The following is a 22,110-nucleotide window of genomic DNA, read 5'->3' on the forward strand; positions in this document are numbered from 1 at the left end:
CAATTGTTCGAATAACGTATTTTGTAAATAATGATAACACAATCACTTACTAAAAAAAAGCCAACTCTCGGACTTGAACCGAGTACCTGCACGTTACGAGGGTGCTGCTCTGCCAGGTGAGCTAAGTTGGCAAATAAAACAAGCTGAGGCTAGTTTACCAAAAAAGGCTTCCTCAGACAAAGTTTGAACAGTATACGGAAAAAGAACCGTTTCGTCAAGGAAAAACTTGACAAACTTATTCAGATGTTTTTAGCTCTTATAGCGATTAATGCCCCTATCGCAGCCCTTCCTTCAACTCCGCTAACAGCGTATCGCTTTTCATAAATGACTGGTGCAGCAGCTCCAGCAATTCCGCCGTGGTGTGCGTCACTTCTTCTTCCTTTATATACGGATTTTTTATATCCAGGTTATAACCGTTGGCTTTTAAGGTTTCAATACCTGCAAAAATATTACGAAGCAAAACTGCACGTTTATTTCCCGTCGAAACATCAAGATTTTGCAGTCCGGGGAACAATACCGTATCGACAAAATCTTTCATCTCATCCCCGGTAATCCCTTCGCCGTCCGCCGCCCAGCTCCGCCACTTCAATTCTTCCGGCACCACCGAAACATACTCATCATGCAAAAGTTCAAGCTCCGCTTCTTTGTCATCAAGAATTTTGAGCGTAACCATCCATCCCAACTGTTCAATGCGCTGCGCATCCCCCGAAACTCCCGGGTCTTTCCGCATAATGTTTTGCAATGATTTTATAATTCCACCAATATTCGGCATATATACTCCTGTTAAAAGCAAAACTATTTATAAAACTCATCCCAGAAAGCTTCGGTATTTTCTTTAAGATCAGGATGTTGAATTTCTTCAACTAATAAATCCAGATTTGTATACGGATTCCTTTCATATATTTTCTTGTCGCTATCGTATTTTTCAACTTCACTTCGCAATTTTTTTGCATTTTGCTTGGCAACTGCTAGATTATTTTTAGTAATCGAATACACATTCGTAGCATTTTTAGTGTAATCAATAAAATTCTTATTTTTTAATTCTTTTATAATATCTTCACTTTTAGAAAATTGTTTAGTCGTATATTTATAATGCAATAAAATCCAAATTTCAAATGCGGTTGCAGAAAAAGCCAATTTAACACCTTTTTCTTTCGCCAATCTAAAAGTTTCTTTATGTAAGGTATATCCATCTTGATCATATACAACCCAAACTTCGTCAATCTTCTTAAATTTCCTCTCTATTTTTCTTGATGCTTCCTCTACTAATTCTCGTCCGGTATTTTTTTCTGTTGGTACTAATTCAATTTGTACTGTATTGCCTTGTAACGGCGTGTCTTTAATTAATGCGCTTAAATAAGCATATTCCGAATGCTTGTCAGAACCTTCACATAAAATATATATTCGTTTTGCACACCTTCTTGATCCAGCCGGTTTCCTTGATTTTGGCATTTTTCGCATCCCCTCTATTTAAGATTAATCTTGGAAATAGCAGGTAAAGCCTTAAATCTTCCATCAAAATAATATTTACCATAGTTTACATAATCTCTAATGAGATTTTTATCAAACTCATTTAGACAATACAGTTCAGTAGCTCCAAAATTATTTTTATCTGTAAACCATATTTGTTCACGTTTCAACTCACATGAATCCATAATAAATGTATCATGAGAAGTAACCAATAATTGTGCATGCATAATATTTATTTCCGGATCTAAATACATATCAATAATCATTTTTTGTATTACTGGATGTAATGCATTATTAAACTCATCAATAACTAATACAGTCCCTGAAATCAAAGAGCGAACAATATATGCAGCCAAGTCGTATAATTTCTTTGTTCCCGCAGATTCTTGCGTTGCTAAATCAAAATATACTACATCATTTATATCAGATCCAATAACTTTATGTGCCATTTTAGGCTCTGCAGAATATACTCTTTTTAGCAAGTTAATATCATCACTTTTTAAATTATTAAATTCATTTTGAATATACTCAAACATTTCCGGCTTTTTAGTATGTTCAATCTTTAAATCTTCAATCTGAATATCTGCAGCATGTAAAAAATTAAGAATTGTTTGTTTAAATTTATCTTCTTGTTCTAGAAATAAAGTTGTCACACATAATTCAGGCAATTCGTAAGATTTACGTCTGTAAAAATTTATTTGTTCTTTAAAAAACTTATATGGTTCTTTAAGGGAATCGTTATTAGAATTACCCGTTCTCGAAAGTAAACTTTGATTGGGGAGCAAAAAAGTTTCAAGTGCTTTTTTAGAACCGGAAAATAAACTTCCGTAATATATATCTTTCCCTACTTCTCTCTTAAAAACCGTTGATTTTGACGCTCGTTTATTATAAGAATATAAATATAATTCTTCTTTTAATACACTATTTCTCCCAATCTCTAAAATATATAAATATCTGTTGTTATCAATTTCATATTCTATTTCAAAATGTGTCGGTTTATTTATATATTCTTTATCCAATAAAAAAGGTTTATATGCAGAGATATCAGCGCCGGCTTCGTACTTATAAGATTCTTCTACAAAGTCACACAAATCATCCAAGGCTGAAATAAATTTTGACTTTCCTGACGCATTCGGACCGTAAATGATACTAAACGGATAGAGTTTAATGGTATTATTTTCTAAATTAAAAAGAGCATTTTTATCTTCAGTTCGTGATTCGGACACAAAACTAAAAGTTTGCGCTTCCTTAATTGATTGATAATTTGCAACGGTAAAATCTATTAACATAAAGGCTTCCTACTTATGGCTATTTTTTGAATATTTCACCTTATTCTGTGCGTATATACACAAACATAACGCTTATTTTTAATAATTGCAAGCTGTAGCGATTTATAAGGCAGTTTTATAATTCCGCCAATGTTCGGCATATATGCTTCTTTTCTTTTTCTTATTTGGGCGTTCCCGCCGCAAGCGGCGGTCGGGCTTTCCGGGGTTATCATTCCTCCGCTGCGCTCCGGAACACCCCTGCGGTGTGCCTCTCCAATCCCTAACGCTGTCCAGATTTTGACTTCCATGTCAAAATCTGGACATGAGTTTGCTATTCGCAAACTCATTGGTGCTTGGAACCAGCGGCGTCCGTGCCGCTACTGAGTGTGCATCCATGTATATTGCTCAACGACAAGTTTTTCTTAATGAGAAACTTGCTACTGAGTGGAACCACCGCCATCCATGGCACCCGCTGGACGCGAGTTTTTTTGCAAAAGTGAAAAACGATTCTAATTAAAGATCCATTTTTTTGAAATTAGAAAACAAATCATGCAAAGATTCAATTTCCTCTAAATGATCTTTATACACAGTTTCTGTCAGTAATGTATATTTCTGTTCTAATGTTACAATATTTATTTCTCCTTCATAACTAATCGAATCTTTGTAATTTGAGAAATCCATAGTTACAAGAATTATCTGTGAAATACTGTTTATCCTAAATATTAATTTTAAAATTTCTTTACTACTAATATAACTCGCTTCATTGCCTCGTGGTGAATCTATAATAAATGGAAATCTATTTGATTTAATCTGCATATAATCCATTGTTTCAAATAATGCAATAACTTGCGAAAGAATAATTTTATTATTCAAAGTTCCTTGCCCTTTCAATGGTTTTAGAAGTTTTATTTTTCCTTCATAAGCTTCCTCCCAAGCACCTAATGAAACTAAATTTTCTTTAGTAAATTCGATATATTTTTTCTCAACTTCTTTTTTATTTGGTAACTTGTTTAACTCTGAACTAATATCATGGATTGCATCTTTTACTTTTGCCTGTTCAAATAACTTTTTTTCATAGTTTTTCGACATATTATTAAAAGTTGAAGACAAACCTTTTTGTGCCAAATATATATCATATGCACTTTTTGTTTCATCATATACAGCTTCTGCTTCTTTTAATTTATTCATCAATTCAATATAATCTATTTTTAGTTTTCCAAGTTTTTCCTCTATCCGCTGAATTAACAATAAAATTTGTTGTTTAGCATATTGCCTACTTAATGATGTATAATTTTTCTCGACAATTTCAAATATTTCTTTATCCATGACATATCCGCATTTTGGACAAGCCAGAATATTCTGCACCGGAGAATCGATCGGAGTGTGAATAACATGTTGGTGCAACATATTAATTGTATTTAATTGGTATTGATGGTTTTGCAGAGTAGTCTCAAGTTTTTGAATTTCATTCCTTTTTTTTCCGATCTGTTCTACAAGCATTGCAATTTTTTCTTTTGGTAAAATTAAGTTTCTTTCTAGCTCTTCCACGTTTACAGCAGGAACTATATTTTTAAGCTCATCTGACAAAACACTTATAACAACTTGCAATCGTGTACCTTCTTCTTCAAGCTGCTTTAACTGTAGAGACAGTGAATCTTTTCTTGCCATCAATTCAATTGTTGCCCTATTATAAATACCTAAATGATAATATAATGATTTTATCCTTGCATCTTTCGTGTATTGCTCAAGATGTGAGAAACTATCATAAATTTCCGTCCACCCCCGATCTTGATCTATATAATAGGGCATAAACATAAATACAGGTGGTGCTAATTCTATTTTATTATCATTTCGATTGGGTAGATAAACACCAAAATCAAATATTTCTTCAAGTTTTTTAGCCAGATCTTTTGTTACGCTATCAGTAAAAAGAATTATTTCTTCATTCTCGAATAAAACAAATTTTTTTAAAAATCTTGCAATTTTATATTTTTTCTTGTCAACTTCGAAATTAACAATATATATTTTTGAATTTTTATCCCATGTAGAGTCAAACTCTATTTCAGCACCAAGTGCATAATAAAGCGATTTTATAAGAGAAGATTTTCCAACATGATTATCAGAGCTAGTAATAACATTAAAACCTTTTGAAAATACTTGAAGTTTTGCCGTTTTTTTCGATATATCGGCGATTAAGATGCTATTAAAAAACAATTCTTTCATAATTAATTATCCTTCCAGCTATTATAAAGTATAGAAAATATCAGTATCTTCCTATACCAATCATTATAAATTGGATTTCGAGGAACAATATCTATAATTCTCTTTGCATAATCTTCATATTCTTCATTTTCAGACATTGGGTTCTCATTCATTTTATTTTGTAACTTTAATAATAATGAATAAATCCCTTCATCGCGTTTTTGCAAATCAACAAGGATTCTTGTATATTCATATGATGCTTTATTTCTTTCTTCTTCTTGAAAATCAATCATCTTTTCAATAGTTTGAAATTCTGGAAGAGCTATAAGCATTGTCATTTTTATTGCTCTATTCATATCTTCTCTTGAGATACCTTTCTTCGCTCGAATGGATGTAAAATCTGAATCCTTAGGTAATAATTCATATTCTTGACGTTTTGTGAGCATATCAATAATGCTTTGAAAAATAGTCTTTGTAGCTTCAAGTGTGATTTTAGGATATTTTTTCAGAAGAAAATTACCTAATTCTTGTTCTGCAATATCTCTATGCCTTTCAATAGTGAGGGTTGTTCTTACATGGATAAATTTTGATAAGTTTATTTCACTTACTGTAATTCCCATCTTCTTAGAAATATCTTCTTTGATTTTCGCTACAGTTTGCTCATTAATTTTTGAAAATGGAGTTTCCTCTTCCCGTAAAATTTGGCTATCGAATTTGATAGGGCAATTTGTTATTAATCCAAGATTTTTAATTAAATATGTTGGATTATTTAAATGGGCATATAGCTTTGGTAGCCATTCTTCTCTTAAAATTGTAGCGACAGTTATTGTATCATTACTTGTTTTCATCTGATAATAACTAACAGATTGTGGATTGTCTGAATCATCAAAAATAGTAATATCATCATAATAATCCATTACAAGAAGGAAGTTTACATTGTCAAATAATTCAATCGCCATGTGAAGCGCTTGTGTTACTTGCATATCAAGTCTATTATAACTTCTACTTCCAGATTGTACATCTATATCAATTGGTTCTGCCATATTATCTACTTCCGTCCCCTCCAGATTCTCCTTTATTATACCAAAACTAAGTTTTTCGGATAGTATCTCTCTTTCTTGTATCTGCCGCTCAATCTCTGACACTTTATTAAACATGGTCGATACAGAAGTAATAATTTGCTGCTGCTCAGCCAAGGGGGGAAGTGGAATCAATGTATTAGATACGCACTCCTGATTAATCTTTGGCATTGTCTTTTGGGAACCTTTTGCATTTGACATAAAGTACTGCCGATTAAATGGAGCCATTAAAACTGTATGAATATAAATACTCGAAATTGGCTCAATTAGCTGAATTTTCATTAACAAGTCTGGGTATATAAAGTCATTGTCTTTTCCTGTATAAATTGCACAAATGCCTACATACTCCAATGAATTACTACGTTCAATTAAAATATCGCCGTTTTTTAGCCAACAATATGATTCCTTTGGAATTTCCTCATTTATATACTTGTATTGAGAAGAATCAAATACGCCGGATGTTACCGCACCAAGTTTTAGTGTTTTTGTATTTGTTTCAAAATCGACCGCTTTTGGAGAATAGCCATTTCTTGGTACTTCTTTGATTATCTCCCCCAATCTCATCCACTTCCACCCGGTAGGAAGTTCAAAAGGCTTTTCCGCATCAAGAATCGGCGGTAACGCTTTCCGTTTTTTATCAACTTTCCTTTCCTTCTGAATCGACTCAAACAAAGCCTCTGCATCGTAGTCGGGATTGCCTTTCTGCACCGGATGTTCTTTACGCCAATCAGCGGTAAGTTTGCCTTCTATAGCATCCTGTAAAATATTCCGGCGGAGCTGTTTCGCGTATCCTTTTTGAGTTTCTATTTCTTTTGCCAGTTCATTTACTCGTTTTAGATTTACAGAAATTCTTTTTACAATTTGCTTTTGTGTTGGTAAATCTGGGAGTGATATTTCTAATGGTAAAAATACTTTCGGTTTTATTTCAGTCTTTATTCCGCCTTTTGCTTGCTTTTTCAGTGTTTCAATAAAAGTGGGACTTTTAACAAAGTATTTAAAATACTCTAAATCAACAACTGAATCATCGAATATATATGAAGAATAATGGATTGTTGCTGTAACGGGTTCCACTCCCTGATATACTGCAATAGCCCCTTTTGCCACGTTAGTTCCGGAAATAACCAAATCACCCGGCTGAACAATAATCATATCAGTTTTAGAAGGTTTTTCGGAAATATGAATTGTTCCGGAAAAATCTATTTTATCGAGGCGTTTATATGTTACGATAGCGTTATCATCGGGTTTGTATCGGCCTTGCCGTTCTGTCAGGAACTCCCCAATCCTAACGTTCTTCCATTTTCCCATCTTCTATTCCTTCAGTAAATCCATCATGTCCCAATTATACTCCTTTTTGGGATATATAGCACAGATATGTACCAAACATTCGGAAAATGGTACATATTACTCCGCTTCTTCGTAATAATAGGAATAATCAATCCCTTTCATAAACATTTCACGGTCATTGATTTTGTCCGTCAGAGCATTCTGCAGCAAAACCTTTATTTTGCTTGACTCGATTACGCTTTCCGCCATAGCTTCCAGATATTCTTTTTTATTGATTTTGCTCCAATTGATGCACTTTTTTAATGTACGCTTGAGGATTAAATCCAGCCATATCCTTGTTGCCCTCCCGTTACCTTCACGGAAAGGATGGGCGATATTCATCTCGACATATTTTTCTGCAATCTGTTCAAGCGTTGTATCAGGCATTTTCTCTATTTTCGCCAGATTTGATTCCAGAAATTCTGCTGCTGCAAACTGAAAACCGCCTTTTGAAATATTCACGGTTCTTATTTTACCGGCAAAATTATACAGTCCCCCAAAAAGATAGGCATGTATCTGCTTCAAACCCTGTATCGTCCCAACTTCAATACTGTCCAACAATGAACTTTCAAAGAGTGCGTATGCTTTTGTTTTACTCTTTGCGTCTATTGTTTCTTTGGAATAGGTAAACCACTGGATAAACGGCACGGATTTGTTGTTGGGAAAATTTTTTGCAAGCTCTATTACTTGATTATAATCAATGACGTTTGATAAACGTTTTTTCCCGTCAGGAGCGGTAAGTTTGAACTGGGTAGTAACACTACCCAGTTGATTATTTTCTTTTTTGAGCTTTGCCTTCAAATATTTCCAGTAGTTACGGTTCTTTTCGTATTCGCGTTGTTCGTTTAAGACCCCGATAATATCAAGCACACTAAACCACCATTTGGAGTGTTCCTTTACAGTGAGCATTTAGTACTTTTTTATAATTTTGCAATTTGCATTTGAAGTTTTAAATAATAAACAATATGCTCATGCATATAAAGCTTTTTATTTAGAATATCATTTACAATCTTTATAAATGGTAAACTAGCAATACTCAGCTGCAAAATATCAGATCCGATTATTTTTTGAGCAGCAAAATATGAAATAAACAAAGGAAGTAAAAAGGCTGTTATATATGAATACACTCCATTTTTTTTCTCGTCTTTCTCTTTCTGAATTCTATTTTCATAGTATTCAATTATGTTTGGATACATACTCATCGAAACACCATTTTTTGAGAGATTAAAAAGAAATTTGAAAAGAAATTCTTCTTCGTCTTTTTGTCCTTTCATATAAATAAAATTCTCAGTCCGATCTTTCTTCCGCAAATATTTAATAAAGAAAATAGTATACCCTATCAATACAATTTTGGACGCTATCTGCAAAATAAGATTAAATAATGGAGTGATTATTGTATTCAATTTCTTATCAGCTACTCTTACCAAAAAGAAAAGACACGCAAGAACCGTAAAAAATATCCACAATATTACAATTCTACACTTATCTTTTTTAGATCCATCTCTAAACGGTCTAAATCCAATATAAGATTTCTCTACAATTTCTAAAATTTTAAACCAATCTTTTGTAAACATATTTAATTTCTCCTAATTAATATAATGGCGACCTCTAAAAACTTCAGTTTTAAGGGGGTACCTTAGATTTAATTTGCGATAACTTAATCCTCTCTTCCCATAAATGTACCGATAGCCGTTTATTAGCCCCCCTATATTTGAGACTCTTGTAAACCGAACTTTTGATTATTTCAGCTACTTCTTATATCCGGTATAACTGTAACTGCGGTTATATTCCTTTATTCACCTTACATCGGGCCTTTCTGGCATAGTCTAACTTTATGCGATCATTCCTGCTACTTATGCGCTTTCTTAGAAAACATAATTGATTATAGCACGGCTTTCTTCATTTATATAGTGGAAAGATTGTGATATAATGCAACACATATCAGGCAGTCCTGATTCGATTATCTTAGTTAGGAGATCCTATGAACAAATACATCCGTTCAATTATTTTATCATTAATTACTGTTTGCACTGTACTGCTAAGTACGGCTTGTACTGAAAAAAACGTCGCGCAAGAACATTGCATCAGCGTCGTTGGCAAAGCAACCGTGTACGTTTCACCCGATCAAGCAATGATCTCTTTTTCAATTGTTTCGCAGGCAAATGACCTTACCGCAGCAAAACAGCGCCACGATACGGCGATGCAAAAAACGAATACACTATTCAACCAGTACGGCATCGAACAAAAAGACGTTACAGCTGAAAACCTTACCATTCATCCCCAATACTCTTACAATGCCGATACGCCTAAATTCCTCTATTATGAAATTACTCAGAATATTTCAGCAGTGATTACAAACTTGGATAACTATGAACCGTTCTTAACGGATTTAGTGAATAACGGTATCGACCGGATTAACGATGTCCGATTTTCTACAAAAGACGTTAAAAAATACAAGGATGAGGCACGGCGCAATGCTGTAAAAGCTGCGGAAGAAAAAGCGCAGCTTCTATGCGAAGCAGCATCAAGCGGCAATCATAAACCTTCACTCGGTAAAATTATCCGCATTTCGGAAGCTCCCTCTTATTCCGATTGGAATGGAAAGGGATACAATATCGCTGTGCAAAATCGAGTTGCGTACGCGCAGACAGCTGGAGGCACTTCGGAGTCAGGCGGTACTCCAATCGGAAAGATTCTCTTTGACGCGCAAATAGAGATGATATTTGAGCTGAAGTAATTTTAAAATAGATAAAAATTGCGGTGTCAACAAAGATTTTGTTATACCCGATCGCCATTCCCATATTCTCCACGAATGGCAGTGATTCCACACAGTCACAGCAGAACACAAGAGACCTTTACTTCCCCGCACCGAACGCATGCTTGATTGTTTCGGCGAGGTTTTCTATGCGGGAAATGCCTTGCATTGCAGGTTCGGGCTCATCGCCGTCGCCGGCGGCTGCCGGGACATAGAGTTGGGTAAAGCCGAGGCTTTGCGCGGTTTTAATCAGCGGCTTTAAGCGGCGCACCGGTCTGATCTCACCGGCAAGACTAAGCTCTCCGATAAACGCTTCGTTTTTATGCGCGGGGATATCCGTCCGCGCGGAGTAGAGCGCAAGCGCCAAAGCCAAATCGATAGCCGGTTCCCGCAGCCGGATGCCGCCGGCAACATTGATATAAATATCTTGATCGGAAAAGCGCAAACCTATCCGTTTTTCCAGTACGGCGGCGACGCGGCTGACCCGTGCGGAATCTATCTTATCGGAGAATACGCGCGTCATCGTGCCCTTAGCGGGTACCGTAAGCGCCTGAATTTCTACCATAAACACGCGGCTGCCTTCAAACACCGGCACGGTCGCAGACCCGGCAGGCAGCTCACCTTGCCGTTGAATGATAAAAAGCGCGGCGGGATCCTGTACGGCAGCCAAGCCTTTTTCATCCATCCTGAAAATCCCCAGCTCGTCCACCGAACCGAAGCGGTTTTTAAGGGCGCGGAGAAACCGCACATCATCTTCGTTCCGCTCAAAAGAGATAACGGTGTCGACCATGTGTTCCAGAACCTTCGGCCCTGCGATGACGCCTTCCTTTGTTACATGAGCGGTAAGAAAGAGCACAGCGTCCCGCTCCTTCACCCACTGCACCAATTCGTTGGCACAGTATTTGAGCTGATTGATCGTACCCGGGATGGTTCCCGCCTGCGGAGAAAAGAGCGTTTGTACCGAATCGATAATGACGATAAGCGGATTGAGATTATTCAATACTTTTTCGATATTTTCCACCGAATTGGTGCAGAGCAGTTCGATATTTTTGAGCGGAATGTCAAGCCGGTCTGCACGGCCGCGTATCTGCCCGGCGGACTCTTCCCCGGAAACATAGAGCGTCCGCTGCCCTACGGCTCCGGCTGCTGCGGCAGCTGCCGCTTGCAAGAGCAATGTCGACTTTCCGATACCGGGTTCGCCGCCGATTAATACGGCCGAGCGCTTTACTGCACCGCCGCCAAGCACCCGATCGAATTCAGAAATGCCGGTTGTAATGCGGACGGTATCGTGCACCTCCACCTGTTCAAGCGGAATGGGATGCGCTTCGTCCGTTTGCCGCACGGCAGCGGCGCTTGAAGCAAAGCCGGGGGTAAAGTCCGCTTCTTGGAATTGCTCCTCAAAGGTATTCCATTCGCCGCAGCCCGGACAACGCCCGAGCCATTTCGGCTGACTGTACCCGCAGGAGCTGCACCGGAATATCCGCCCGCCGGCTTTCTTTTTTGCCATTTTTCTTCGTTACCTATTCATCGTTCCGTTCGGAAAGGGTAAGCGTCAGTTTCACGGTCTTATTTCCGCGGAGCACCGTTACGTCGATACTCTCATTCGGTTTTTTATCTTCCAAAACAGCGTAGTATTCGCTGAGGTTGCTGACAGCTTGACCCGCAATTTCGGTGATGATATCGCCGCCAAGGTAGATAACCGCAGCGCGCTTCCCAATACCGTAACGGACGGCATTCGCTCCACCGCGAAGCCCCGCCTTTTCGGCATTGCTGTCCTTTTTAACACGGGAAACCAGCAAACCGCGCTGTACCGACAGCCCCGCATAGTTTGCAATCGAAGCGTTCAGCTGTACCAGCTCCGCATCGATGGACGCGCGCCGAACCTTTCCGTACTTGATAATCTCGGATACAACCCGCTTAGCTGTGTTGATGGGTACCGCAAAGCCGACTCCCGCAGAGCTGCCCGACGTGGAATAAATCATCGTATTGATGCCGATCATTCTGCCGTCCGAATCGAGGAGCGGGCCGCCCGAGTTGCCCGGGTTGATGGCCGTGTCGGTTTGAATCATATTTTTGATGATGACGTTTTTATCGGTTTGAATAGGGCGGCCGAGGGCGGACACAATACCGACCGTCAGCGTTCGTGTTAACCCGAAGGGGTTTCCGATTGCGAGTACCCGCTGCCCTACCTTGAGCCCGTCCGAATCGCCGAATTTTATCGTCGTAAGCTGCGTGTTTGCGGGCGGGTCGAATTTGAGCACCGCAAGATCGTTTTCACGGTCTACGCCGATAACTTTGGCATTGTACTGGCTGCCGTCCGAAAGGGATACGAATATCTTTGTTGCATCCTCGATAACGTGCGTATTGGTCAGGATGTAACCGCGGCTATCGATAATCGACCCCGAACCGGAACCGCCTTCCTGCGGAATCGGTTCAAGGAACCAGTTTACCCCGACCGTTTCCGTCGTGATATTAACAACCGCATCGTTGGTATTTTCATACACCGAAATATTTTGCTTTTCCTCTGCAGTGTAACAGCTTGCCGGTTCCGCGGTAGCTGTCAGGTAAGGGCTTGTTTGCCCCGCTGCTTCTAAGACAGACACGCTCCCGTCACCGGCATTTTCTACACCGTCAATTTGCCCGCCGCTCTGTTGTGTGAGGGCGGTATTACTTTCCGCCAATGCTTCAAGCTCAGCTGCGTCCCCCTGCGACGTTTTCGTTCCGTGTCCTAAATAAAAGCCTACCCCATAAGCGGCAAGTGCAATAAAACAGCCTGCAACGACTGCGGAAAGAATAAGTTGTCTTCTACTATAAAGCTTCATACACGATCCCCTTATACGCACGAATAAATATACAAAAAAACAGACCATCCGCCAATAGACAGACAGAAAAATAAACATATCGGATTATTTTTTAAAGCTTCTTTATTGTTCTAAAATATACACACTCTTCCTTATGCGGAATTCCAAAAACACTGAGTTTTTGCCCTTTCAAAAAAGAACATTCTCCGATATAATCGATCTATCGAATAGATAGTTCGTAGGACACAAAAAGTATGGAAAACTCGCTCGTTACAAAAAAGTTGCGCAAAACAAAAGCACGGAACTTAATCATCAGTATTTTATCTCAAGATAAGGATAAGGCTTTCTCCGTCGAAGAGCTGCATGAAGCCTGCGGGGCAGATCTGCAAATCGACTTATCGACGGTATATCGAACAATGCATACACTTGCCGAATCCGGTTTTGTAACAAAAAGTATGCATCCCAACGGAAAAGCCTATTTTCAGATTGCCTCTCAACAGGGAACAGAGCATCACCACCGAATCGTATGCAGTAAATGCAAGGCTTCGGCTGACATTGCCGTCTGTCCACTGCACGATTTGGAAAATCAGATCTTATCCGAAACGGGCTTTACCATGACATCACACAGTATAGAACTTACCGGCCTTTGTCCCACCTGCAAAGCCGAAGAGGAAGCACAGGCTTCACAGACAAAAGCTCCATAACATATTTTAATTCAAAAAAGCGGCAACCTTAAATCAGTTTGTTTTTTTGCGCCGCAGCATAAAGTTTCGCATTCCACACATTACGGAAAATAAACTTATCGCGCACCGTATTCTCCGTCATCGTATCCATACAGTTCTGCAACGCCTTAAACGATCGGCTTAAATATCCATTCGCGGTATCGGAGGTATTTCCCTCCCTGCGGCGAATCGCATCATAACAAAGATACGAATATATCGAAGCGTACATATCATGATTTTTAAGTGCATCCCGTGCAGTGTCTTCGAGTTGTTGCAGATATGTCGGAGCAGATTCTTCCAATAAGTCCGCTGCAAGCCTAAATCGATAATAGCTATCAAAAGCGGTATAGCATATCTGCATTGCCGGTTTACCGTACAGCTGTCCCCAGACTAATTCCTCTGCAAGCACAAAACCACTCTGGTGCGGTTCAAACGGTACGACAAATGCATCGGGAGTAACCTGTATCTCGGCACGTTCATCGCGAAGAATAGGCGCAAACAAAAATGATTCAATCAAAAATAAGCGGGCATCGGGAGACTTATCGAGGTTTGTAATGAGTATCGGCTGTGCCTTACTTGTTTGCCCCTTTTGGGATAATGCTCTTGCATACCAAATCCTGCAAAGAGGTACCCATTCTTGGAAGTGCTTCGAAGCTGCTTTTTCCGCCTCTTGAAATAACAGTTCCGCCTTGCCGTAATCACCTAATTGCAATGCTACCCGCCCCTGCATGAACAAGCACGGTATTTTTTTAGGCTGTTCAAAATAGTTCTCTGCATCCTGTAAGAGTCGATCGAAAAAATTTTCAGCAGTATGTAAACTATTCTGTAAAAAGCAACTGATACCGAGGTTAAACAATGCCTCGCATATAAAATTGCTATCGTTCAGTGCTTCGGCAATATCAAGCGCGTATTGAAAGTATGTAACAGCATCTTCTATTTTATTTTGAGATAAATGCAAAAAAGCAACACATGAAAGAGCGCGATACTCTCCTGCGGGAAACGTATGCGCTTGGGCGGAACTGACCGCTTTCTTTACTGCATAAACCGCTTCGTTAATATTTTTTTGTTCCCTGATTTTTAATGCTTTTTGGTAACTTTCGAGAGCGGGAAAAAAGACCGCAGACTTAAAGGGGCTGATATCAATCTGAGGAATTTCCTTATCCGAGTACTTGTGGAAGAAATGATGCAGCATAAATTGATCTTCCGGAACAAATTGAAGCATACCAAAAATAGCTTTCAGGTTTTCATCGGGACATAACATCCCTCTCTTATATTTACCCCATAGGAAATTGGCTATATACCGTTTTGCCTTGTTTTTTTCTATTCCAAGCCGCTGCTCCAATCGATCGGTAGTCAAGGGGCTTACCGAGTACAAATCGTTTTTAACCTCGGTAATACCAACTGCATACATCCACTCATACAAACTTGTAATAAACGGGGCGCTTTTATGCAGTGAAAGGAAAAACTCCGACATTTCATCGTCAAAGATAAATAAAGGTGCATATATTGTAAGATAAGCAAGTTGTAAAAAATCAGTCGATAAGCCGTCAAACATCATCGATTTTTCCGACATCAGTTCGGTATGGGCGGTAATGGGGAGTACACTTATCAGATGATTTGCTGCCTCCGCATTTTTTTCGGTATATATAACCGTTAATTCGGTAGTATGATAACTTTTTACAAAGGCCTGAAAATAAAGACGCGTATATAATAAAAACGCGTCGATAAAATAATCAGGATAATCAGCACAAAAACGGTTCCGACGGAAATAATACTGCACATGTTGAACTTTTTCGTATTGAACTTGTTCGTCTTTCGAGAGTGCTGCTGTTACCGCGTACTCAGTAAGAGGATGTACAAGCATAAAATGATACAGCGCGTGTATCCATGTGCCGGTACTCGAAACGTAGAGGCAGCACGGAGTTTTCGCCGTTTCGGTATGAGCCGTTTTCGGTACGATAAAATCGGCACTGTAGTAAAGTTTTACCTTAGGTACATATTCGAACCGGATATAGGCTTTCAAAAGCTGTTCTGCTTGCGCGGAGGCAAAAAAGCTACGGCTTGGCACAAGGGTGCTTCTATAAGCGGCAAAATAATCTGCGATAACATCCTCGGAATCCGTTTCTCCACAGCAATCGATAATAACGCGATAATCTACAACCCGCCTTTTATAAACGCGCAATAAATCGGCTAAATTTTGCAAAAATAAATTAGCGGAAAACATCGGGGCAACTTCGTCACTGCTAAAACAGTAGATTGAAGCACACGAAATCTTAAATGAGGAGGCTCCGTTTGCTTCAGCCGATTCCGCGATGGTATTCAATAATTTTTGTATTTCAAATGGAGCAATTCTCAATAGCTGCCGTTCATAGGGAATTTCAAAATAAATACAAATCATAACAACCTCGTTTCCATCCTATGTATCGGCTTTTTTTTATTTCTGATAAAGTTTGTAGACCTTTCGAAAAAATTTGGCTATACTGTACGGATGAATATAAAAAACAAGCGAGATTACTTCTTACCGCTTATATTAACCTTTGCGGTTATTGCGTCTGATCAACTAACCAAATGGCTGATTATTAAATCGATTGATCCGTGGTCTGTGGGGGCTTCTTTTTTTGGAGACCTCATACGAATTGTCTGTGTTTACAATACTGGGGCAGCCTTCAGCCTAGGAAGTAGACTTTCCTCTATTACACGCCTTATTGTAATGGCCTGTATCCCTGCCTGCTTTATTGCCGGTATCTGCGTAGTCTATTTTAAATCGGAGTTCTCACGGGTGCAGCGCTGGTTTTTAAGCGGTATTATCGGCGGCGGAATAAGCAATTTACTCGATCGTTTTTTTAGAGCGGAAGGCGTTGTAGATTTTATCGATGTTAAATTTTTCGGTCTTTTCGGTTTGGAACGCTGGCCAACATTTAACATCGCAGATTCCGCTATTGTAATATGTGGAGCAGGCTTATTTGTTGCCCTTCTCATGCAAGAGTGGAAAGGGAAAAGCAAAACTCTGGAAGCACCAAAAGACGGGGAATAAATGCGGAATATTATTCTTTTTCTGATTATCGGGACATTGATAACACTCATGCTTATCGCCGGATGTAGCGCAGTATGTGCCACAATCATTATTTTGCTGGCAAAATTCGTGAATGAACATATTTTAGCAGCGCTGCCTTTTTCTGTTATTGCCGGTATTATCTTGTCGTTTTTCTTTTACGGTAAGATAATGAAGAAAATAATGAATAAGTACGGATTAAATAACAAAAAATAAGCAGTTAAGATAGGGATTAATAACCGTCGGACATCTGGCGGTTTAAATCTTTCTGGCACAGCTCTTGATAAATAGGTGCACGGTTTTTCAGTTCTTCCTTGACAGCCTTGCTGAACGGCATATATCGCCAGAATACGTTGCGTACTTCTTTATCGAGCTTTTGTATTCCTTCACTTTCCTTAGTCATCCAGATTAAATAATCTTCGATAAAGTACTCTTTTACATCACCTTTCAGTTTTTGAGCCTGGAACCATTGATAGTAATTGCCGGTTAATCCTTCTTCCATCCAATAGTACGAAGCCTTTTCCTTTGCAACTTGCCATCGAAGGTCAGCGGTAGCTGTTAAAAGTGCATTTTTCAAATTTTTTGTATACATTGGAATTGCAATACGCCCGCGGCTGGTTACGCGATTATACCGATCGAAGGGTTCCCAACAAAAACCGATATCACCATAAGAGGGAATAAGTACGACAAACGGAGGTATCCTATTCAGTTGAGAACGGTACTGCCGACAGTACGCTTCGCAATCAATACTTTCAATCCAGCGCATAATATCCAATACGTTTTCTCTAATACCGATTTCGTTCGGTGTACACCGGAAAAATTCGCGCGATAAAATAGGAAAGTGATTCCCTTGTCGCCCGCAGGTCATCTTAACCATTTGTCGAACGGTTTCAAGCTCCGTATTTACATCGGAGACGTTCAACTCGCCGTCGCCGCTCACCTCGATTTTTTCTTTTAACAAACGGACATCTTCATCTACACGATGGTACTCATTCAAAAAATTTGTCAGTTCTTTATCCAGTGCAAGAATCCGCCTCAAGCTGTCACCCAGATCGCTTACATTACGCTTCTGTATTTCAGTAAAAGGCGCTTTTATTCCTGCAAAACCGGCAAGACTATCATGTACAAATAGCTCATGAATTTGATTTTTTACTAATTCTTCTGCATTGGAGCGCTCATCCGATTTTGCACGGAGCAAATTTTCCGCACTTTGCAATTTGCCCTGAGCCTTATTAAGTAGTTGCTGGAAATGAGTCGAAATATTTTTTTGTTTTGTCCGTACCTCGTCAGTGGAAGAAGGATTAATCAATCCGACAGCAATATCATGGAACCACTCATCAAGGTAATAAACAGGTTCATTGTAGGAATTTTCATCGATAATCTTTGCAAACGTATCTTTTTGTTCAGCAGTTAAAAGCGTCGGCAAAATGAGCCCGTACCGCAACGCATACTTTTTTTCAATTCCGAATTCATCTGTTGGTAATTTTAATACAAGTACGGAAATAAACTGCCAATAATTTGTGACAAGCTGCTGCCGGTATACGGTACGGTCTTTCTGATCGCGGGTGGTAAGATATTTTGTGAGCGTATTATGCAAACGCTGAGAAGCCTCACCACAATTTTTTAGCACTCTTTTATAAAAATCCGCTGAATCAAAATAGGTATGCGGCGTTTTATTATAAAAATGTTCGATTTTAGGGAAAGCTTTAACAGTAAGATCAACGCGGGCAGGACTCGGTTCAGAACTACCGGAAGCTTCCGGTGAAGCGGATAGGAGAATATCATCGCCAATATCATCAAAAAGATCAAGCGAAGGGGCAGAGGGAGCTACAGGAATATCTTCCAATAAGGCTGCGAGATCAGGATCAAGATTTGATATATCCATACGCGGTTCTATTCCTACCTTCTTTTTATTCGTGTGGAGGGTTTAATGCCCCGACGCTCGCGTCGTGGTTGTTGATTTTATCTGGAGGTGAGGGGAATTGAACCCCTGACCTCTTGCATGCCATGCAAGCGCTCTAGCCAACTGAGCTACACCCCCAAAGGCAACGAAATAATTATGAAGGAAATTCCATTTTAGGTCAAGCCCTGAAGCAGGAGTGCCAGAAGAATGTGCGACATGAATTGCTTTTTTTTTATAAATGCGTTATTCTATTAGCAATGCTTATTATGCGTTACGGGGGCACATATATGTTACCATTCTACTTTCTTTCCGTCACCACAAATTTAATGATGGGGGGGATTTTACTCCTTTCCGCAAAAAACAAAGAGGAATTCAACATCAAATATCCTCTTTTAAATGATCCGACTTTCTTGCTGGTACTCCTGATCTTTTCAGGAATTTCAGCCGTATTTAAACTGCTTAGCCCCGTTGTTGGCCCCGCCGGAGGAAGTGCTCCGATAGTCGGCGATATTATCCCCGCACTTTCAGGTATACTCGGCTGTATCGTATTTTTTGACCGCTGGGTTAAAGCCTCTGAAAATCATTTGACGCTGCCGTCGTTCTTTACCCGTATTCTTGCCTTTGAACAGCCGATAGGCTTCTTCTGCCTGTTTGCCGGTGTTACTCACCTGCTTTTTTCACAGGTACTGTTCTTATAGCCTATGCGCCAATCGGTAGTAGGTATTGTCCGCAAGGATAACAAGTTCCTGCTTGGCTTGCGAACACCAGGCGGCGATGTCGGAGAGCATTGGGAGTTTCCGGGAGGAAAGTGCGAAGAAGGCGAAACGCATCAGCAGGCTTTAATCCGCGAGTATGAAGAGGAACTCGCCGTCCGCATATCCGTCGGGCAATTCATTGCACATAAGCATTTCCAAAACGAACACCGTAATTTCGATCTTTTTGCTTACGAAGTAATTATTCCAAAGGATCGACCATGTGCTTCTTCCGTGCATTCTGAATTAAAATGGTTTTCGATTGATGAGCTGCAGGATATTTCGATTGTCCCGTCTGATGCGCTGTTCATTCCCGAACTCCGAAAGTTTTATCGGTTATAATTGTGAAAAATATGATACGGGGCGGCAGTACTACAACATTATGCACCATCGCTTGTCTCTTGTTCTGCTTGGTTTCTTGTACACGGCATGCAAGTTTGGATTCAATTACGCTGCCGTCCGATTCCGCCTTAAACGATGCCGACCGGTTTGCCGTAATTACCGAGACGTATATCTCGTTAAAAGATAGCCCGGGAGTAAACGGTATTATTGTCAACCATGCGCGGCGAAAGGAGATTTACGAAGTAACAGGAACGCAATTCGTATCAAGAGATTCGGAGAGCGAACTGTGGGTACACCTTACGGATGGCTGGCTGCAACGCTCCTGTGTAGAGTTATACCCAAGCAGGGCAAAAGCCGAAACAGCTGCCGCCCGGTTAAAATAAAATGGAAGAATACCCTCAATAGCCGAGTGCGCGCAGGGGTATCCTAAGGAGAGATTATGCCTCAGAAGATCGGAACGGTTTCGCGGGGATTGATAGCACCCATTGTACATGCCGGAGATGATATTGCCGCAATAGCGGTTGATACGCTCTTGTCGGCGGCGGAAACGGAAGGCTTTTCCATTCATGACCGGGATATCCTTGCCATAACGGAGTCCGTGGTGGCACGCTCGCAGGGGAATTATGCTTCCATCGACCAAATTGCCACCGACATACGGGCAAAATTCGGAACCGAGCACATCGGATTAGTTTTCCCTATATTGAGTAGAAATCGTTTTGCTATCTGCTTGGAGGGTATCGCAAAGGCGGGAAACAGACTGACGGTTGTGCTGAGCTACCCTTCCGACGAGGTAGGCAACCGACTGATGGATCCTGATACGGGTAAAGCGGAAGCGATAAATCCGTGGCAGGATACTTTTACAGCTGAGGAGTTTACGCAGCGCTTCGGGGCATATAAACACCCGTTTACGGGTATCGATTATATCTCTTTTTATAACTCAATCATTAAAAAATACAATGCACAATCTTCTATCCTACTGGCAAATGATCCGTGCGCTGTTCTTTCCGAAACAAAATATGTACTCGCTTGCGATATCCACACGCGGGAAAATACGAAACGGCGCTTAGCGGAACACGGTGCGAGCCGCGTGTACGGGCTTGACGATGTACTGTCCCACCCTGTTAACGGTAGCGGATATAACAACAAGTACGGATTGCTCGGATCAAACAAGGCGACGGAAGATTCCATCAAGCTCTTCCCGAACAATTGCCAAGCATTGGTAGAAAAGATTCAGTGCATGCTTAAAGAAAAAACCGGCAAAACGGTTGAAGTGATGGTATACGGCGACGGAGCATTTAAAGACCCTGTCGGAAAGATTTGGGAGCTTGCCGATCCTGTTGTGTCCCCCGGCTTTACCGCAGGACTATCCGGAACGCCGCATGAGGTAAAATTGAAATACCTTGCGGACAACAACTTTAAGGATTTGTCCGATAAAGAACAGTACCAAGCAATGGTTACTTACATCAGCGAGCATAAAAAAAATGCCCTTTCGTCACAGATTGATCAAAAAGAAGCCCAAGGAACGACCCCTCGCCAATTAACCGACTTAATCGGTTCGCTATGCGACCTTACCTCCGGCAGCGGCGATAAAGGGACACCGATCATTTTTATTCAAGGCTACTTTAATAAATTCGGTGAATGAAATACTGAATATTGGTACTGACGAAAGAGGAATCGAACCAGATAAATAGATACACAGCATAATAGTAGGAAAGAAAAAATCATAAGAGTTATTAAATTTTTATTTTTTATCATTCCGACAGCCCCTAATTGTTTTAGTTAAAATTGCTGGATACATATTATTTTTGCCATTATTCAATATTTTACTTAGGAATTTCATATTCTTTTATTTTATATGTATCCATATTGTTCCCTTCAACCAAATACTCTAAAAATAAAGTCTTATTATCAAATTTGGTTTTTTTTCCTATACAAAACCAATAACACCCAGCACGAAAAATATCATGCGGTAGTATGAGTATAGTACTTTTTCCAGCATTAAATATATCTACTATCGAAATAGTAGTATCTGCACAGAGAACCAATTCGTTATTCAAATCTACAAAATTTGTTGCAAGAAAAATATGATTTGAAAATTTTTCATACTTGGTAGAAAAGAAATATGATGATATATCCGGTGCAACAGCACTACCAAAGTCAATCCTTAGTATATCTTCATTAAGCCAATACATACGAGGATCAAGCCTCGTAATTCCTTCAATTTTTATATTCTTTCTATTTCTCAGATTAACTGCTTCAATGGTAGTATACGCCTTGTCATATTCATAGATACTAACGGTCCAATCTCCTTTTTTATCGGCAACTTGTAAAACTTGTCCACACGCGATATGCACAACAAAAATAAAGACTACACTGAAAATAAGCTTTCGTTTTAAGGCCATCGACGTCCTCCTTGACTTTGAATTGATGAATCACTAAAT

20 protein-coding genes and 2 tRNA genes are annotated in these 22,110 nt (G+C 39.7%); 8 read left to right on the plus strand and 14 right to left on the minus strand.

Going from position 1 to position 22,110, the window contains the following annotated elements:
- Positions 1–58: 58 nt before the first annotated feature.
- The 8 genes from ABH09_RS10935 to ABH09_RS10970 all read right to left on the minus strand — a co-directional run bounded on the left by ABH09_RS10935 (position 59) and on the right by ABH09_RS10970 (position 8,916).
- Positions 59–131: transfer RNA gene (locus ABH09_RS10935), tRNA-Thr, on the minus strand.
- A 143-nt stretch (positions 132–274) separates the two neighbouring features.
- Entirely contained in the window at positions 275–772 is a 498-nt protein-coding gene (locus ABH09_RS10940; protein WP_253714452.1) for a type I restriction-modification system subunit M N-terminal domain-containing protein, read from the minus strand.
- Between the two features lie 23 nt (positions 773–795).
- Entirely contained in the window at positions 796–1,452 is a 657-nt protein-coding gene (locus ABH09_RS10945; RefSeq protein WP_253714453.1) for an RloB family protein, read from the minus strand.
- Positions 1,453–1,466: 14 nt separating this feature from the next.
- Entirely contained in the window at positions 1,467–2,759 is a 1,293-nt protein-coding gene (locus tag ABH09_RS10950; protein ID WP_253714454.1) for an AAA family ATPase, read from the minus strand.
- Positions 2,760–3,251: 492 nt separating this feature from the next.
- Positions 3,252–4,961 carry a coiled-coil domain-containing protein gene (locus tag ABH09_RS10955; protein ID WP_253714455.1) on the minus strand — a complete coding sequence of 570 codons (1,710 nt, stop codon included), beginning with the start codon at positions 4,959–4,961 and terminating at the stop codon, positions 3,252–3,254.
- A 2-nt stretch (positions 4,962–4,963) separates the two neighbouring features.
- Positions 4,964–7,324, minus strand: coding sequence for a restriction endonuclease subunit S (locus tag ABH09_RS10960; protein WP_253714456.1), 2,361 nt, complete (start codon positions 7,322–7,324; stop codon positions 4,964–4,966).
- Between the two features lie 96 nt (positions 7,325–7,420).
- Positions 7,421–8,251, minus strand: a complete 831-nt coding sequence (gene fic / locus ABH09_RS10965; protein WP_253714457.1) for a protein adenylyltransferase Fic — start codon at positions 8,249–8,251, stop codon at positions 7,421–7,423.
- An 11-nt stretch (positions 8,252–8,262) separates the two neighbouring features.
- On the minus strand, positions 8,263–8,916 hold the full coding sequence (locus tag ABH09_RS10970) for a hypothetical protein (protein WP_253714458.1): 654 nt from the start codon (positions 8,914–8,916) through the stop codon (positions 8,263–8,265).
- Between the two features lie 407 nt (positions 8,917–9,323).
- On the opposite strand from ABH09_RS10970, the gene ABH09_RS10975 reads away from it, so the two are divergent.
- The gene (locus ABH09_RS10975) at positions 9,324–10,079 is read left to right on the plus strand and encodes an SIMPL domain-containing protein (RefSeq protein ID WP_253714459.1); all 756 of its coding nucleotides are present in this window, start codon (positions 9,324–9,326) and stop codon (positions 10,077–10,079) included.
- 118 nt (positions 10,080–10,197) lie between these two features.
- On the opposite strand, the gene radA is transcribed toward ABH09_RS10975, so the two are convergent.
- Together radA and ABH09_RS10985 are read right to left on the minus strand one after the other, a co-directional pair.
- Complete coding sequence (radA, locus tag ABH09_RS10980; RefSeq protein ID WP_253714460.1) at positions 10,198–11,604, minus strand: DNA repair protein RadA; 1,407 nt, start codon at positions 11,602–11,604, stop codon at positions 10,198–10,200.
- Between the two features lie 13 nt (positions 11,605–11,617).
- Positions 11,618–12,919, minus strand: a complete 1,302-nt coding sequence (locus ABH09_RS10985) for a S1C family serine protease (protein ID WP_253714461.1) — start codon at positions 12,917–12,919, stop codon at positions 11,618–11,620.
- A 233-nt stretch (positions 12,920–13,152) separates the two neighbouring features.
- Here ABH09_RS10985 and ABH09_RS10990 point away from each other — a divergent pair, with 233 nt between their 5' ends.
- The gene (locus ABH09_RS10990; RefSeq protein ID WP_253714462.1) at positions 13,153–13,602 is read left to right on the plus strand and encodes a Fur family transcriptional regulator; all 450 of its coding nucleotides are present in this window, start codon (positions 13,153–13,155) and stop codon (positions 13,600–13,602) included.
- Positions 13,603–13,630: 28 nt separating this feature from the next.
- Here ABH09_RS10990 and ABH09_RS10995 read toward each other — a convergent pair whose 3' ends face one another.
- Entirely contained in the window at positions 13,631–16,018 is a 2,388-nt protein-coding gene (locus tag ABH09_RS10995) for a tetratricopeptide repeat protein (protein WP_253714463.1), read from the minus strand.
- Positions 16,019–16,108: 90 nt separating this feature from the next.
- Here ABH09_RS10995 and lspA point away from each other — a divergent pair, with 90 nt between their 5' ends.
- Positions 16,109–16,654, plus strand: coding sequence for a signal peptidase II (gene lspA, locus ABH09_RS11000; RefSeq protein ID WP_253714464.1), 546 nt, complete (start codon positions 16,109–16,111; stop codon positions 16,652–16,654).
- Entirely contained in the window at positions 16,655–16,888 is a 234-nt protein-coding gene (locus tag ABH09_RS11005) for a hypothetical protein (protein ID WP_253714465.1), read from the plus strand.
- A gap of 16 nt (positions 16,889–16,904) precedes the next feature.
- On the opposite strand, the gene ABH09_RS11010 is transcribed toward ABH09_RS11005, so the two are convergent.
- Together ABH09_RS11010 and ABH09_RS11015 are read right to left on the minus strand one after the other, a co-directional pair.
- Complete coding sequence (locus ABH09_RS11010; RefSeq protein ID WP_162664349.1) at positions 16,905–18,557, minus strand: hypothetical protein; 1,653 nt, start codon at positions 18,555–18,557, stop codon at positions 16,905–16,907.
- Positions 18,558–18,639: 82 nt separating this feature from the next.
- Positions 18,640–18,713, minus strand: a tRNA-Ala gene (locus tag ABH09_RS11015).
- Between the two features lie 149 nt (positions 18,714–18,862).
- Between ABH09_RS11015 and ABH09_RS11020 the strand changes: the two genes are divergently transcribed.
- The 4 genes from ABH09_RS11020 to ABH09_RS11035 are packed head-to-tail and all read left to right on the plus strand — an operon-like array spanning position 18,863 to position 21,311.
- Positions 18,863–19,273, plus strand: coding sequence for a hypothetical protein (locus ABH09_RS11020; protein WP_253714466.1), 411 nt, complete (start codon positions 18,863–18,865; stop codon positions 19,271–19,273).
- Between the two features lie 3 nt (positions 19,274–19,276).
- The gene (locus ABH09_RS11025; protein WP_162664351.1) at positions 19,277–19,669 is read left to right on the plus strand and encodes a (deoxy)nucleoside triphosphate pyrophosphohydrolase; all 393 of its coding nucleotides are present in this window, start codon (positions 19,277–19,279) and stop codon (positions 19,667–19,669) included.
- Positions 19,670–19,680: 11 nt separating this feature from the next.
- Positions 19,681–20,052, plus strand: coding sequence for a hypothetical protein (locus ABH09_RS11030; protein WP_162664857.1), 372 nt, complete (start codon positions 19,681–19,683; stop codon positions 20,050–20,052).
- A 56-nt stretch (positions 20,053–20,108) separates the two neighbouring features.
- Positions 20,109–21,311 carry a coenzyme F420-0:L-glutamate ligase gene (locus ABH09_RS11035; protein ID WP_162664352.1) on the plus strand — a complete coding sequence of 401 codons (1,203 nt, stop codon included), beginning with the start codon at positions 20,109–20,111 and terminating at the stop codon, positions 21,309–21,311.
- A 181-nt stretch (positions 21,312–21,492) separates the two neighbouring features.
- On the opposite strand, the gene ABH09_RS11040 is transcribed toward ABH09_RS11035, so the two are convergent.
- On the minus strand, positions 21,493–22,071 hold the full coding sequence (locus ABH09_RS11040) for a hypothetical protein (RefSeq protein ID WP_253714467.1): 579 nt from the start codon (positions 22,069–22,071) through the stop codon (positions 21,493–21,495).
- Positions 22,072–22,110 lie beyond the last annotated feature (39 nt).

The sequence above is a fragment of the Treponema sp. OMZ 803 genome (assembly GCF_024181165.1).
GTDB lineage: Bacteria > Spirochaetota > Spirochaetia > Treponematales > Treponemataceae > Treponema.

Excerpts from the sequence above, each read along its gene's own strand:
- ABH09_RS10995 (WP_253714463.1), bottom strand. The coding sequence starts at position 16,018 with ATGATTTGTATTTATTTTGAAATTCCCTATGAACGGCAGCTATTGAGA.
- ABH09_RS10950 (WP_253714454.1), bottom strand. The coding sequence starts at position 2,759 with ATGTTAATAGATTTTACCGTTGCAAATTATCAATCAATTAAGGAAGCG.
- ABH09_RS10940 (WP_253714452.1), bottom strand. The coding sequence starts at position 772 with ATGCCGAATATTGGTGGAATTATAAAATCATTGCAAAACATTATGCGG.
- ABH09_RS11005 (WP_253714465.1), top strand. The coding sequence starts at position 16,655 with ATGCGGAATATTATTCTTTTTCTGATTATCGGGACATTGATAACACTC.
- ABH09_RS11020 (WP_253714466.1), top strand. The coding sequence starts at position 18,863 with ATGTTACCATTCTACTTTCTTTCCGTCACCACAAATTTAATGATGGGG.
- fic (WP_253714457.1), bottom strand. The coding sequence starts at position 8,251 with ATGCTCACTGTAAAGGAACACTCCAAATGGTGGTTTAGTGTGCTTGAT.
- ABH09_RS11040 (WP_253714467.1), bottom strand. The coding sequence starts at position 22,071 with ATGGCCTTAAAACGAAAGCTTATTTTCAGTGTAGTCTTTATTTTTGTT.
- ABH09_RS11025 (WP_162664351.1), top strand. The coding sequence starts at position 19,277 with ATGCGCCAATCGGTAGTAGGTATTGTCCGCAAGGATAACAAGTTCCTG.
- ABH09_RS11010 (WP_162664349.1), bottom strand. The coding sequence starts at position 18,557 with ATGGATATATCAAATCTTGATCCTGATCTCGCAGCCTTATTGGAAGAT.
- ABH09_RS10955 (WP_253714455.1), bottom strand. The coding sequence starts at position 4,961 with ATGAAAGAATTGTTTTTTAATAGCATCTTAATCGCCGATATATCGAAA.
- ABH09_RS10990 (WP_253714462.1), top strand. The coding sequence starts at position 13,153 with ATGGAAAACTCGCTCGTTACAAAAAAGTTGCGCAAAACAAAAGCACGG.
- lspA (WP_253714464.1), top strand. The coding sequence starts at position 16,109 with ATGAATATAAAAAACAAGCGAGATTACTTCTTACCGCTTATATTAACC.
- ABH09_RS11035 (WP_162664352.1), top strand. The coding sequence starts at position 20,109 with ATGCCTCAGAAGATCGGAACGGTTTCGCGGGGATTGATAGCACCCATT.
- ABH09_RS11030 (WP_162664857.1), top strand. The coding sequence starts at position 19,681 with ATGATACGGGGCGGCAGTACTACAACATTATGCACCATCGCTTGTCTC.
- ABH09_RS10975 (WP_253714459.1), top strand. The coding sequence starts at position 9,324 with ATGAACAAATACATCCGTTCAATTATTTTATCATTAATTACTGTTTGC.
- radA (WP_253714460.1), bottom strand. The coding sequence starts at position 11,604 with ATGGCAAAAAAGAAAGCCGGCGGGCGGATATTCCGGTGCAGCTCCTGC.
- ABH09_RS10960 (WP_253714456.1), bottom strand. The coding sequence starts at position 7,324 with ATGGGAAAATGGAAGAACGTTAGGATTGGGGAGTTCCTGACAGAACGG.
- ABH09_RS10945 (WP_253714453.1), bottom strand. The coding sequence starts at position 1,452 with ATGCCAAAATCAAGGAAACCGGCTGGATCAAGAAGGTGTGCAAAACGA.
- ABH09_RS10970 (WP_253714458.1), bottom strand. The coding sequence starts at position 8,916 with ATGTTTACAAAAGATTGGTTTAAAATTTTAGAAATTGTAGAGAAATCT.
- ABH09_RS10985 (WP_253714461.1), bottom strand. The coding sequence starts at position 12,919 with ATGAAGCTTTATAGTAGAAGACAACTTATTCTTTCCGCAGTCGTTGCA.